We start from the raw sequence: 14,469 nt of genomic DNA on the forward strand, positions 1-14,469 counted from the left end.
CGCTGCATTTTTTTGTAAGATTTTTTACTTACTGTTTTCTTCTTTTTTTTACGTGATATGCCTTTTTTCTTGCGAGCATTGATATTATTTACCAGTGAATTTTTGACACCCAATTTGTTTTTGGCCGCCTTTTTCTTTTTCCTTGGTGTTCTGGTTTTCTTGGTCATATGATAAACTTTATTTACAGAACACTGGATTTTTCAAAAAAGTTTAACTGGTAATATGGTCAATAAAAAAGGCATTCTGTTTTTGTACGGAATGCCTTAAAAATCAAGCACATAAAAATTACTGCGACGCAGCAGTTAAAATTGAATTTGTAGTAAACGTAGTGTATAACGTTCCTCTGGTATAAGTGTCTCCAGTATAGAAATTATGGAAGTTTGTACCTCCAGTAACGCTTCCTCCGGTATATATTGAATAAGTTGTGTTTGCTGCAAGTTCTGGCATACTGAAAAGCATTTGCAACTGAGTATACGTTCTTGGCATTCTATAGGTAAACAATGCGGCGCCCGCTGCAGTTTCTACATGGAACAACTGATCAGATCCTGACGCACCTGTTAGTATCACAGCGCGTTGTGTACTTGTTGCTGCGGTTGGGCTGCTGGATGTACCACCAACACTCATTATTGTCCCTCCTGTAATAGTAAATGTATTACCATTATTATATAATCCGCCTTTCGCAGTATTATAACCTGCTGAAACGATTTGGCCACCACTAATAGATAAGGTGCCTCCAGAGTAAATTCCATTTCCGGCAGTACTGTAGCAATAAACACTCCCGTTGGCTACACTTACAGCAGTCGCGCCGCTTATACCATCGTCATAGGTAATGGCTTCTATTGTATTGTTTCCTGAAATGGATAAAGCACTGTTGCCCACCAAACCCTTCGCGCCAATTCCGGAACTTGTGAGGTAAAGCGTACCACCGTTTACGCTTAGGTTGCCCGCACTTACAACCACATTTGCCGTTGTATTCAAACTGCCAGATGTAAAGGTACCACCAGTGGTAGTTGCCGTAAGTGTACCACCATTAAATGTTGTTGTGCCACTTACATCTAAACTTTTTGCTCCGCTTCCGGTGTTGTTAATTGTTAATGCACCTGCATCTTGCTGGTAGTTGCCACCTACAACCATTCCTGATGAAGCAGTAATTGCAGTTGAAGTACTATTCAACAAAGCGGTGCCTGTTGTACTGATGGTTAGATTTGCATTCGTAATTGTGAGGTTTTTGTTAATACTCATAGCTGGTGCGGCAACGCCGGATGTGGTTAAGCGTATTGCATTTGTATTGTTGATAACCGCAGAGCCAGAACTTTTCATGGCTACTGCCGCATCAGCAGTTGTGGTGATGGTCGTAATTCCACCATTCAGATAAATAGTTGGATCTACATTTGCATCTGTACCTGCGTATGAAGTGAAAATTCCATCATTAACACTGCTTATTGTTAAAGTTCCACTGGAGTTTTTTATATATCCGGATTCAACACCTATTCCGTTGCTTTCTGAAATGATAGAAAGTGAACCGCCCTGCATTTCAAAATAATTCGCCGCATGTATTCCATCGGTTACCGCGCCAGTTATAGAAATTATTCCGCCTTTTATGGCAATACCACCCCGACTTGCAAAAGCATGAGCATAGTTGCCGTTAGAAATTAGCCGTCCGTTTCCGCTAATATCAATATTACCGTTGCTGTATAAAGCTCCATTTTCGGTAGTAATCGAGTTTGTAGCATTATCAATTAACCTGTTATTGGTATTGGAAACTAGTGTAATTGTACTTGCCTGGCTGGACTGTAAATTTAAAGCCGGTCCATTTTGGCTGATGATGTCTGCTCCGTTAAGTACAATACCGAAAGGCGTAGAACTGTTAATCTTTACACACCCGTTGCTGGCATTTCCCGTTATTACATAGTTTATTGGTGTCGTACTTGTAGACGTCACTGTTACTACACCTTCAGAAGTCGTAATGCTAACGCCACTTGCGGTGTATGGATTCGTAACGGTTGGTACATTACTGGCATACGAAATCGTAACCGCATTTGTAACAGTAGTATCCTGTGTATTGGTAACCAAATCTGAATATGTTTCAGTAGTAGTGGTTGTAGTAGTGCTGTCGTCGTCTTTTTTGCAGGAAGAAAGCGCTGTTACAATAGCAATAAATAATGCAAAGGGAGTAAATTTCAGATATCTCATTAGTTTTTTGATAAATCGAATGAAGGTATCAGCGCAAATTGTTAAGAAATGTTAAGGCTCTATGAACGCCCCGATTGAATCGATAAAAATCAGCCAATGGTTGGATATAAAAAAAGCCATCTGCTAAGATGGCTCGAGAAAAGTATTGTTGATGTTTATTTAAGCGTATCGTGAATTGCTTTTTCAATCAAAGTATCCATTACTTGATAACCCGCAAGAGTAGGGTGTACACCATCTTTGGCCAATGCTAAAGATAAACCTTTCTCCTCGTCTGCCATTTTTGAAAAATAATCTACGTAAGTAATTTTGTTTTCTTTAGCGTAGTTTTGGATTAAAGCGTTTAGTGCCGCAATTTTTTCTACCGGATTAATTTCTGGTCGCCAGCGAAACTTATTTGCAGGCAGCACTGAACATAATATCACTTTAATTTTGGCCTCTTTAGCGAGTATGGCCATCGATTTAATGTTACCAAAAATATCTTCGGTTTTAATTGGACCATTGTTTTCTGCAATATCATTAATGCCAGCAAGAATTACCACTGCTTTTGGTTTTAGATTAATGACGTCCTGACGAAATCTAACCAGCATTTGTGTAGTGGTTTGCCCGCTAATACCACGATCCAGGTAAGGTTTTCCAGCCCAGAAAGTGCTGTCAACTTTTATCCAGAAATCTGTAATGGAATCGCCCATGTAGATTACACCTTTTGCCGAATCTGCAAATGGTCCAACCTTTTCGTTTGCAGATTCATATCTTTTAATATTTGCCCAGTCTTTTTCTTTTTGGGCATAAGCAGAAAAAGTTCCACAAAGCAAAAGCAATAATGTGTAATTGATTTTCATTAAGATTATTTAAAGATGTAGCCTCAAATTTAAAAACTAAAATGGTTTAGATAGTAGAAAATGCAATAATATTAAAGCATTTGTTTTGGCGTTGCATTCAAACAAAATTTGGCGTTCGAGACTATGATCAATACAGATTTTTCAAACTACAGAAAATAGAATCTTTGAAAGTATTAATATTTTAGTGTACTGCAATTCAGTTTTTCTGAGCTGGCGCGAATCAATTTCCTAAAATATTTTTAAGATTATTTGGAATATAGGATTGCACTTCCGTTCTTTGTTTATAATTAGTCTAAATAATTATAATTATCTAGCTATTATACTTTTTACTTATCTCAATATAATATTTGGTTAGTTTATATTGATTCAAGCCCTGTTTACCCGCATTTCATCGGATGCGGGTAATTCAGGCACAAATTCATAAATCTATTCTCAAAAGAGAAAGTATAACAATACGTGCGGTAATATGCCATTATTTTCATCATTTGCATTCTCCTAATTTTGCCTGCCCCCAAATATTCATAATTAATTCATCTTTCTGCAGTTTATTTGTCCTGTAGAAGATAAAAGGTATTGAAGATTTGATCGGACATAAGGTTGCAGTTTGGCAACATTACCCAGTAAAAGGAGGGAAGTCCCGATCAAGTTCCAACTAAAAAATAGTAGAAAATACCAATATCTGCACGGATATTGATTTTTAAATAAAATGAGGTTCATAATTGTGTTTTTCTTGTCGCTTTGTTTCCTTTCTATAAAAGGAAATGTTTTGGCTAACGGATTAAGCCATAAGAATATTCATTACGCAACCATCCAGCGTGCAGAAAGCGAAGAACGTTTACGTTCCAGAAAGCAGACACACATCAATCATGATTTTTCTGTATTAAAAAACAACAGTTTTGACGATAGGAAAGAAGATGTGCTCCGTATTGAAGAAGAAGACAATACTGAAGAATCAAATTTCATCAAAAAACACATTCTGGCTGTTCAATATTGTATTGCATTGGCTTATGCATCTATTTATCTCGGTTTTAACCGCAATAATAAAAAGCAGTTACCGGTTTATGCAAATGTGAATTTTAATACCGCTGACAAATATATTCTGCAGCGTGTGTTGAGAATATGAGAAAATCACGTTCAGCAGAATTCCATTAAATCAGAACACGCGTATTTTATCATTCGCTGGCTTTCTGGAGCTGAGATTCATCCAGTTATTTCCTCTCTACGAGGATTCTTTTAAATTATAAATCGCTTAAAACCAATTGATATCATGAAGAAAATTGTAATGCTCATGGGCGTGTGTGCCGTATTGTGCCATGCAAGTTGTACCTCCAAAAAAGAAGAGAAAGAGGAAGAAGTTACCTACAGTGTAACCGCTCCGCTTGCTATAGATACTTCTTATACTAAGGAATATGTTTCGCAGATTAAATCTGTGCGTAACATAGAAATCCGTGCGCAGGAAAAAGGTTACCTGCAAAATATTTACGTTGATGAAGGTCAGCGCGTACATGCCGGTCAGGTTTTGTTTCGTATTATGCCGAAAATGCTGCAGGCAGAATTGCAGAAAGCACAGGCAGAGACTACTGCGGCAGAAATTGAACTACAAAATACCAAGCTTTTATCTGATAAAAATGTAGTCTCTAAAAATGAGCTTGCAATGGCTAAAGCCAAACTGGCTTCGGCAAATGCAGAAACTTCGCTGGCGAAATTACACTTGTCTTTTACAGAAATCCGGGCACCATTTGATGGTACGATAGATCGGATTCCATTAAAACTAGGAAGTTTAGTAGATGAAGGCGCACTGTTGACCAGCCTTTCAGACAATGCACAAATCTTCGCCTATTTCAATGTTTCAGAACCTGAATATCTGAACTATCAGGCTGCGGCAAAAGTTAAAGGACAACAAGAAGTGAGTTTACTTTTAGCCAATAACGAACTGCTTAAATCTAAAGGTAAAGTAGAAACTGTAGAAAGTGAGTTTGATAATGAAACCGGAAACATCGCTTTTAGAGCAAGATTTAACAATTCCGATAACTTGCTTAGAAATGGAGAAACCGGAAAAATACAGATGGTGGTTCCATTAAAAAATGCAATCGTAATTCCACAAAAAGCAACTTATGATATTCAGGATAAAACCTATGTTTTTGTAGTCGATAAAAACAATGTGGTGCATTCTAAAGCCATTACCGTTACCGGAGATTTACCTGATTTATATATTGTCAGTGAAGGACTTAGCGTAAATGATAAAATTTTATTAGAAGGTGTGCAGAAAGTTAAAGACGATGATAAGGTTAAATATACCTTTCAGAAGCCACAAGCGGTGCTTAACCAGTTGAGATTGAAAGCAGAATAGTTAATTTTTTAGAATACATCCAATGTTTAGTAAATTCATACAGCGGCCCGTCCTTTCTATAGTAATATCCCTTATTATAGTGTTTTTGGGTGTTTTGGCCATATCTTATTTACCAGTTACACAGTTTCCGTCTATATCGCCTCCTAAGGTAAATATCACGGCTGAGTATCCTGGTGCAAATAACGAATTGCTTATCAAATCGGTAGTAATTCCGTTAGAACGCGCTTTAAATGGTGTACCCGGAATGAAGTATATTACTTCTGATGCGGGTAATGATGGCGAGGCCAGTGTTCAGGTGATTTTTAATCTCGGAACAGATCCGAACCAGGCATCTTTAAACGTGCAGAACCGCGTAGCTGCGGTTACCAATAAACTTCCGCCACTAGTTGTGCGCGAAGGTGTTAAAATCAGTCGTGAGGAGTCCAATATGTTGATGTACATCAACTTATATACTAAGGACCCTAAAATGAATGAAAACTTTCTTTACAATTTCGCCGACATCAATTTGCTGTCTGAACTGAAACGTGTTGACGGAGTTGGGTTTGCAGATATTTTAGGTAACCGCGAGTATGCAATGCGCATCTGGTTGAAACCAGATCGTATGCAGGCGTATAAAATTTCTGCTGATGAAGTCATGAAAGCACTTGATGAGCAAAGTTTGGAAGCTTCTCCGGGTAAAACGGGCGAAAGTTCTGGAAAACGTTCGCAGGCTTTTGAATATGTTCTGAAATATCCGGGCCGTTACAGCACTAAAGAAGGTTATGAAAATATTGTATTGCGTGCAAGTGCAGATGGCGAAATTCTTCACCTTAAAGATGTTGCAGATGTTGAATTTGGAAGTTCCATGTACGATTTGTACTCGCACCTGAATGGAAGATCATCAGCAGCAATTGTTCTCAAACAATCTTACGGGAGTAATGCTAGCCAGGTTATTAAAGACGTTAAAGCAAAAATGGCTGAGATTAAGGCGAGTTCTTTTCCAAAAGGAATGGATTATGAAATCAGTTATGACGTATCTAAATTTCTGGATGCATCTATAGAAAAGGTTATCCATACACTGGTAGAAGCCTTTATTTTGGTGGGCTTAGTTGTATTTCTTTTCCTTGGCGATTGGCGTTCAACACTTATTCCGGCTATTGCTGTACCGGTTTCGTTGATTGGTACTTTTATGTTTATGCAGTTTTTCGGCATCTCACTTAACTTAATTACACTTTTTGCGCTGGTAATGGCCATTGGTGTGGTGGTAGATGATGCGATTGTGGTTATTGAAGCGGTACATGCGAAGCTAGAAGAAAACCATAAGATGTCTGTACTCAAAGCAACGCAGGAAGCAATGAAAGAAATAAGTGGTGCAATTATCGCCATTACTTTCTTAATGGCTTCTGTATTTATTCCGGTGGCGTTTATGTCTGGTCCGGTTGGCGTATTTTACAGACAGTTTTCTATAACTATGGCTACGGCGATTATCCTTTCGGGTATTGTGGCATTAACTTTAACACCAGCATTGTGTGCCATTATGTTGAAAAACCAACACGGGAAGGCTAAAAAGAGATCGGCAGTAGATAAAATGCTCGATGGATTTAACAATGCTTTTGCACGTTTGTCTGGCCGGTATGAAAATATCCTGACTAAAGTTGTAAGTCGCCGCGCATTAACATTTGGAGTTTTGGCTGCATTTTGCGGCGGAATCTGGTTGTTGAATGGAAGTGTTCCTTCTGGTTTTATCCCGAATGAAGATCAGGGAATGGTTTATGCCATTATTCAAACTCCTCCGGGATCAACTTTAGAACGTACAGATCAGATTTCAGAACAATTGCAAAAAATGTCTGAAGATATTGAAGGCGTAAAATCGGTTTCTTCACTTGCCGGATACGAAATTCTTACGGAAGGTACAGGCGCAAACTCCGGAACGTGTTTAATTAACCTGAAAGATTGGAGCGAACGTAAAAATTCTGCTCAGGATGTAATTGATGAGTTGGAGAAAAAAGCAAAAACCATCCCTGGCGCAACAATAGAATTTTTCCAGCCGCCAGCTGTTCCGGGTTATGGTGCTGCAGGTGGTTTTGAATTGAGATTGCTGGATAAAGCAGGTAGCGGCGATTATAAAAAGATGGAAATTGTAAGCCGCGATTTTGTTCGTGAGCTGAATAAACGCCCGGAATTGTCGTCGGTATTTACTTTCTACAGTGCAAGTTTCCCGCAATACATGCTGCATATTGACAATGACATTGCGCAGCAAAAAGGTGTAACCATTGATAATGCAATGAATACTTTATCCACATTTGTGGGAAGTAATTACGAAACCAACTTCATTAAATACGACAGGCAATATAAAGTAATGGTTCAGGCTTTGCCGCAATACCGTGCATTGCCAGAAGATATTCTAAAACTGTCTGTTAAAAACGATCGAGATGAAATGGTCCCATTCTCTGCTTTTATGCGCATGGAAAGGGTATATGGTTTATCTGAAATTACCAGACACAATATGTATAATGCCGCAGAAATTAGCGGACAATCGGCGCCGGGTTACAGTTCTGGAGAGGCCATTAAAGCCATTACAGAAGTTGCAAATAAAACCTTACCAAGAGGTTTTGGTATAGATTGGGCAGGTATTTCCAAAGATCAGGTATCTACCGGAAATGGCGCGTTGTACATCTTCCTGATTTGTTTAACCTTCGTATATCTGGTATTGGCCGCACAGTATGAAAGTTTCATTTTGCCGCTTTCGGTAATCATTTCTTTGCCTGCAGGTATTTTCGGAGCCTTTCTGTTCCTGAAAGTTCTCGGACTGGAAAATAACATTTATGCACAGGTTGCTATGGTAATGTTAATTGGTTTGCTGGGTAAAAATGCGGTATTGATTGTAGAGTTTGCACAGCAAAGGCATAGTCAGGGTTTAAGTGTAATTAAGGCTGCAATGGAAGGTGCCAAAGTACGTTTCCGTCCAATTTTAATGACTTCTTTTGCCTTCATCGCCGGATTAATTCCTTTGATGATTGCAACCGGTCCGGGTAAAATTGGTAACCGCACCATTGGCTCTGCTGCTGCAGGTGGTATGCTTTTCGGAACCATTTTCGGTGTAGTTGTAATCCCAGGATTGTACTACATTTTCGGTACCATAGCCGCCAGACATAAGCTCATTAAAATTGAAGAAGAACATCCGTTAACTGAAGAAATTGAAGATAATGTTTAAAAATATCGGATATAAAGCCTCCGCCTTAGCACTTATGGCGGTGGCATTTGCGGCCTGTAAAATTCCTGAAATTACACAGCCAACGCAAAATAACGCCATCCCTGGCATGTTTAGCAATACCGCAGATACAACCAATACAGCAAGTTTGCAATGGAAAAGTTTCTTTACAGATAGCCATTTGCAAAACCTGATTGATACGGCTTTGAAAAACAATCAGGAGTTGATGAGTACTTTACAGGAAATTGAAATCGCCCGGAATGATATTCGTTTAAGAAAGGGAGATTTGTTACCAACTGTTGGCGCGCGACTTGGTGCAGGAATAGAAAAAGTTGGTCGCTACACCAGTCAGGGTGCAGGTGATGCGTCTACAGATATTGAACCTGGCAAAGAAGTACCAGATGCTTTAACAGATTTTACCGGGCAAATTTACGCCAATTGGGAAGTAGATATTTGGAAGAAACTGCGTAATGCAAAAAAAGCAGCGATAACGAGATATTTATCAACTGTAGAAGGTAAAAACTTTGTACTTACCAATTTGGTATCAGAAGTGGCCAATTCTTATTATGAATTGCTTGCGTTGGATAGTCAGTTAGAAATTGTACAACAAAATATCGAACTGCAAAAAAACGCGCTTGAAATTATTAAGATTCAAAAAGAAGCAACACGTGTAAACGAATTGGCGGTGCAAAAATTCCGTGCAGAGGTATTAAATTCTCAAAGTCTGGAGTTTGATATCCGCCAGAAAATTACTGAAGCAGAAAATAAAATCAATTTGTTGCTTGGCCGTTATCCACAAGAAATCCCAAGAGAAAAAGGAAATTTCTTTGCACTTACACCAGCTGTTGTACGTACAGGCATTCCGTCGCAGCTTTTGGCAAATCGCCCGGATATTAAAAAAGCCGAATTGGAACTTGAAGCATCAAAATTAGATGTAAAAGTAGCCAGAGCAGAGTTTTATCCATCGTTAGACATTACCGCAGCATTTGGTTTGCAGGCATTTAAACCTACTTATCTGGTAAAATTGCCAGAATCTATGCTGTATTCTTTAGCGGGAGATTTAGCTGGTCCGTTGGTAAACAGAAATGCAATTAAGGCTGAATTTATAAGTGCGAATGCGCGGCAGATACAAGCCATGTATGATTATCAGCGCACCATTTTAAATGCGTATATGGAAGTTTCCAATCAGCTTTCAAGCATTGGAAATCTGGATAAAAGTTACGATTTGAAATCTAAACAGGTAGATGCATTAAGTAAATCTACAGAGATTGCAGGCGATTTGTTTAAATCTGCACGCGCAGATTATCTGGAAGTATTGATGACACAAAGAGATGCATTGGAATCAAAATTAGATTTAGTAGAAACGAAAAAAGCACAGCTGAATGCAGCAATAAATGTGTACCGCGATTTAGGCGGAGGTTGGAAATAAGCTATCCCTATTAGTGAAACGCTGGCCGAAATTCGGCCGGCGTTTTTTATTGCCCTTGCAAAATCTTTTTAATCAATACAATTTGCCCCAGGTGATAATGGCAATGTTCAATTACACCAGATAAGTTTCTGTAGTAACTGCCGTATTTTGGATCTGTGAAATCTTTAAACAGTAATGTTTCATCCATCTGTTCAATTTCCCAGCTTAATTCTTCTGCTTCTTCAAAAACACGGCTGAGTAAAGTAGACCACTCGGTATCCGAAGTAATTTCTGGAGTATCAAAACTAAACCGATCGCTGGCAATTAATTCCTTGCCGCGCAAAACCTGCGTAACTGGTTGCACATAGTAATTGGTGTGGTAGGTTAAATCTGCAATGGTATTCAGGTTGCTTACCGGTGTAATAGCTTGTTGCCAGCGTACATCTGTAAGAACGTCTTTAAAGTTTACCGATGTCCAGTTCCCGCCGAAGTATACATCTTTAAAATGTTTTGCAAGCTGTTTACATAATGACATAAGCGCGTTTTAGAGGTTTTCTATTGTTTGCCTATACGTAAATTACAGAATGGTTTACATTTTAACAAACTCGATTATCTTGGAACCGGGATGTTTGCTGAGTAGAATCTTCAAAGTAAAATTTTGCGCCTGTGTGAATTGGAAATTTTGCCGTGCTGGCATGCGTGAGCTGCGAATGGAGAAAGCAGTTTTAAGGGAAAAGCAAAAAAAAGCTGCGTAAGATAAATACGCAGCAGCTTTTTAAAATAAGTTATACTTTTTTTGGAGGCAGATCGAAAGCTACCGCTTCATGCTCAAAATGACCATTGTGTGCGCCATCGCAGAATGGTTTGTTTTTAGATAATCCACAACGGCAAATTGAAAGCACAGTACGGCCTTGCAATCCATATTCGTTGCCACTTCTATCCACAATTTCAAAATCGCCCTCAATCTTTACAGATCCGTTATTGTTAATGGTAAGTTTTGTTTTAGACATGCTATGTTTTGTTTAATACAAAAGTACTGCAATAGCACATAGCCTCTGCATTTAATGCTAATTTAGAAATGGTCTGTATCTAACGGCAAAAAGACATCAGCAGAAATATCAATCGATTAGAAGTAAATAATCCGGAAACCACGGCAATAATGTGGTTTCCGGATTTTATTCTAACAGTAAAACCTATTTGAATTGATAAATCAGGTTAATGAAAAAGTTTCTCCCCATTCTTGGAAAACGGTTCCAATCAGAAAAGGTTGTGTAGTATTTATCCAGAATATTTTCAATGCCGGCTTTTACTGTAAATGCACTTTTATTAATCTGAAAATCTTTACCAGCTGCAACTCCAAATATCGTATAGCCAGCAAGTGGCAATTCGCCAAAATTTGCACTATAATTCGATTTTTTGGTGGCGGCTTCCAGATTCGCCTCCGCTGTAAAACTGTTTTTGTGGTATTTTAAAGCAGCTTTAAACTCAATAGGTCGTATCTGAGGAAGGGTTTCACCATCATTTGTTCGGCCATATCCGTATGCTAAATTTCCATCTAAGTCTAACTTTTCTGTTAATCGGTACGTAGCAGATGCATTCAGATTAATGATGTTGGCATAAGGCAGTTGCTGGTAAATTTTAATTCCATTTGCACCGATTGTCATTGGCGAAAGTGTTGGATTTGGAATACCAATAATATACTCTGATATGTGGAATATATTGCCACCAAAATTCATCGTCAGCCGGTTACTGGTAAATGCAGACGATGCACTGAATTGTATCGATTGTTCATTTCCCAGTAAAGGATTTCCGATGTAGTCGAAACGATCGGCACTATTGAACAAATAAAAACCATACGCTTCTGACACCGAGGGCGCCCGTGTACTGTAAGAAAGAGATAAATTATGCAACCAATGTTCGTGATGTGAATTCATCCCGATCGATGCATTTGGCAACCATGTAGATTTTTCAGGATTTAGTTCCGGGTAAAAAATCTGCAAACTGCTTAGTCCGGTTTTATCGCGCACATTATTGTGCTGAAAAGCCAATCCGCCAGACAGGAGCAATTCCTGATGGCTTCCAATTGAAATTCTATCCGACAGGAAAAGATTACCGAAAGTAGTGCCAACATCTGGCCAGGTAAGCATAAACATTTCCGGCTCTGCCGGATTATTGGAATACATGGTCATATCGGCATAAGATTGATTGTAATGCCCGGAAAGATTCATTATCCATTGATGGTTTCCGGTATTGCCTTCAAGCTTTGAATACAGTCCGGATGTTCTGCTCCAGCCCGGCATATCCATTCTAATGGGTACATCTGGCCGTTTGCTATCATCCATTACGTGGCTAACGTTATTGTAGTATAATTTACTTTCCCACTTATCAAAAAAAGCAGCTTTTGGACTCCAATTGTATAAAAGAGAAGTGATGAGCGCTTCTGCTTTTGCGACATCCATAGGTAAAGCCGGATAACCAACATCTACAGCACGATCGAATATAACCGATGCTTCTATATGTTGATCTGCTGCTACCTTAATGCCTGTTGTTGCAGAGAAATTATACTTCGTAAATTGCGAGTATAAAATTTCTTGTCCGCCACCAGCTTTATAATTGTCGGCATCGCGAAGCGTGAAATCAAGATCAGTAAAAACTTTATCATTTGAGTAATGGAATGCTGCGCCTGCTATGCGTTGGGCATTTGCGGATTCAAAACCCGTAAATGCAGCCGTATTAAAACCAGTATTTTTGAAACTTCCTTTGTAGCGTTCTAAATCAATGCTGCCCGCAATGGCCGCGCCGTTCGCGTTGCTTGCCTGGCCGCTGTTAATTTTTGCACGCGCCAGATTGCTGATTTCTACATACGAGGTTACGGGATCCATTTTATCTGTGCATGCGCTATAAATTCGCATGCCTTCAATCGTAATTACGCTCCGTTCTCCGCTCATTCCATTAAGCAACGGTTCCCAGGCGTATGCGCCACGCCGAACCATATTCAAATGCTCTGCCTGCTCCAGATAATTATCCAGAGTAGACAAAGCTTTTGTTTTATCGTTTTTAGCCTGACCGATAATCACGACGTCTTCCAGTTGTTTATTGTCTTTATCTTTTTGCTTTGTAAGCGTATCGGTCACTTTTTTTTGCGCAGAAACCTGTGCAGAAACCAATGCGAATAAAAGATATAGACCAATCCGAAGATTTGTTTTTAGCCGCATGTTAAAACTCCACTTCAAAATAGATACTGCTGCTTTCTGTGGTGCCGGTAATCGGTTCGCCTTTTATTGTTGTGCCCGATGCATTGATTACCTGCAGGTTTATTTTCCAGTAGCCCGTCATTGTTAAGCTTAGTTTTCCGCGGTAAAAAATATCGCTTGCAGTGCCAGCCAGATTTACGTTGTTTGGTGAACTGTGGTTGCCCATACTTGGCATTCTTGGATCAATTGCTACCGTATATCCCGATACGCTGCTGTAATTCATCATATCGGCATCCATCTTATAAAGCAAAGCTGACATATCATTTACCGCTACCGCAGGCGTTGCCGGATCAACCAGCGCAAGCACATAACTTACACCATCTGTACCGGTAAAACTTTCCACTTTTCGGGTGGTTGCCGACGTAACATTTATCGTAACTCTAACCGAATAGTTCACATTATTAACCGAGTAGTTAATTGTTAAATCCCAGTATTCTGTGCTGTTTCCGGCCATTTGGAATACAATATAACCTTCATAAAGTGCATCGGTATTGGTTGATTTTTTTACGGCAGAATAAGGCGCAGAATGCTGCATGCCGGTCATATGCATAATGGGTTGCCAATTGAAATTCACATTATTTATGGCATTTCCGCTCGCATCTTTAAGGCGAAGGTAAATTTTATTGTAACCAACCTTTAAGGTAGCAGAAGTAGAAAAAAGTTCAATTGAATAATTTCCTGAACTGATGGTTTTGATCATCGATAGATTTTCTGTGCCATCAGTAGATTCTGGCGATGCCGTTTCTTTGCTGCACGAGGCAACAAGTATGCTCAATAGAAGCACACTTAAAAATTTTAAAGTTTTCATTCGTTTTTTTATTTGCAATAAGATGAACATCAGCCGGAGGTATTCCGGACTGTTATTTTTTGTTTTAAGCTAAAGCAGGTTTTGGCGGTTTGCGTTTAGCAGGTGCAAATAGAAAAGAATAATTGTTGATGTATGCTGTAAGAAAAGGCTTGTAAACAAGTTGAATTGGTGAGGCAGAAACACCAACCAGAGATGGCGATGTGTAAAGCTGGAAAATCTGTTCTTCAATAGAGCCCAATAAATCTTTAGCTTTTTTTTCTTCTTCGTCTGCGCGCATTTTTGCTACTTTACACTGCCCATTACATTTCATCTGCGGCTTATCTTTGTTTACACAAAAAAGGGTAATGAAAGTCGCTTTGTCCAGTGTATACAAACTCATTAATGCGCCGTTTTTTATACTGGAGAATAGTATAACAATCAAAAGAAG

At 39.1% G+C, this 14,469-nt stretch carries 11 protein-coding genes; 4 read left to right on the forward strand and 7 right to left on the reverse strand.

Going from position 1 to position 14,469, the window contains the following annotated elements:
- Nucleotides 1–285 precede the first annotated feature (285 nt).
- Both ACJVDH_RS01070 and ACJVDH_RS01075 read right to left on the reverse strand, forming a co-directional pair.
- Nucleotides 286–2,193 (reverse strand): carbohydrate-binding domain-containing protein, encoded by a 1,908-nt coding sequence (locus ACJVDH_RS01070; protein ID WP_443945737.1) that lies wholly within the window; start codon nt 2,191–2,193, stop codon nt 286–288.
- 155 nt (nt 2,194–2,348) lie between these two features.
- Entirely contained in the window at nt 2,349–3,032 is a 684-nt protein-coding gene (locus ACJVDH_RS01075) for a GDSL-type esterase/lipase family protein (protein WP_443945738.1), read from the reverse strand.
- 706 nt (nt 3,033–3,738) lie between these two features.
- Between ACJVDH_RS01075 and ACJVDH_RS01080 the strand changes: the two genes are divergently transcribed.
- From ACJVDH_RS01080 to ACJVDH_RS01095, 4 genes are all read left to right on the forward strand, one after another.
- A complete protein-coding gene (locus ACJVDH_RS01080) occupies nt 3,739–4,155 on the forward strand; it encodes a hypothetical protein (RefSeq protein ID WP_443945739.1) in 417 nt (138 codons plus the stop codon).
- Nucleotides 4,156–4,299: 144 nt separating this feature from the next.
- On the forward strand, nt 4,300–5,382 hold the full coding sequence (locus ACJVDH_RS01085; protein WP_443945740.1) for an efflux RND transporter periplasmic adaptor subunit: 1,083 nt from the start codon (nt 4,300–4,302) through the stop codon (nt 5,380–5,382).
- A gap of 22 nt (nt 5,383–5,404) precedes the next feature.
- Complete coding sequence (locus tag ACJVDH_RS01090) at nt 5,405–8,575, forward strand: efflux RND transporter permease subunit (RefSeq protein WP_443945741.1); 3,171 nt, start codon at nt 5,405–5,407, stop codon at nt 8,573–8,575.
- Nucleotides 8,568–10,001: a TolC family protein gene (locus ACJVDH_RS01095; protein ID WP_443945742.1), complete on the forward strand. Its 1,434-nt coding sequence runs from the start codon at nt 8,568–8,570 to the stop codon at nt 9,999–10,001. Before ACJVDH_RS01090 ends, ACJVDH_RS01095 begins: the two co-directional genes overlap by 8 nt.
- Before the next feature lie 46 nt (nt 10,002–10,047).
- On the opposite strand, the gene ACJVDH_RS01100 is transcribed toward ACJVDH_RS01095, so the two are convergent.
- From ACJVDH_RS01100 to ACJVDH_RS01120, 5 genes are all read right to left on the reverse strand, one after another.
- Complete coding sequence (locus ACJVDH_RS01100; protein ID WP_443945743.1) at nt 10,048–10,515, reverse strand: DUF1572 domain-containing protein; 468 nt, start codon at nt 10,513–10,515, stop codon at nt 10,048–10,050.
- A gap of 250 nt (nt 10,516–10,765) precedes the next feature.
- Complete coding sequence (locus tag ACJVDH_RS01105) at nt 10,766–10,990, reverse strand: CDGSH iron-sulfur domain-containing protein (protein WP_443945744.1); 225 nt, start codon at nt 10,988–10,990, stop codon at nt 10,766–10,768.
- A gap of 183 nt (nt 10,991–11,173) precedes the next feature.
- Nucleotides 11,174–13,195, reverse strand: a complete 2,022-nt coding sequence (locus ACJVDH_RS01110; protein WP_443945745.1) for a hypothetical protein — start codon at nt 13,193–13,195, stop codon at nt 11,174–11,176.
- 1 nt (nt 13,196) lies between these two features.
- Complete coding sequence (locus ACJVDH_RS01115; protein WP_443945746.1) at nt 13,197–14,042, reverse strand: hypothetical protein; 846 nt, start codon at nt 14,040–14,042, stop codon at nt 13,197–13,199.
- 64 nt (nt 14,043–14,106) lie between these two features.
- Nucleotides 14,107–14,421, reverse strand: a complete 315-nt coding sequence (locus ACJVDH_RS01120; RefSeq protein ID WP_443945747.1) for a hypothetical protein — start codon at nt 14,419–14,421, stop codon at nt 14,107–14,109.
- Nucleotides 14,422–14,469 lie beyond the last annotated feature (48 nt).

The sequence above is a fragment of the Pedobacter terrestris genome (assembly GCF_052343045.1).
Classification (GTDB): Bacteria; Bacteroidota; Bacteroidia; order Sphingobacteriales; family Sphingobacteriaceae; genus Pedobacter.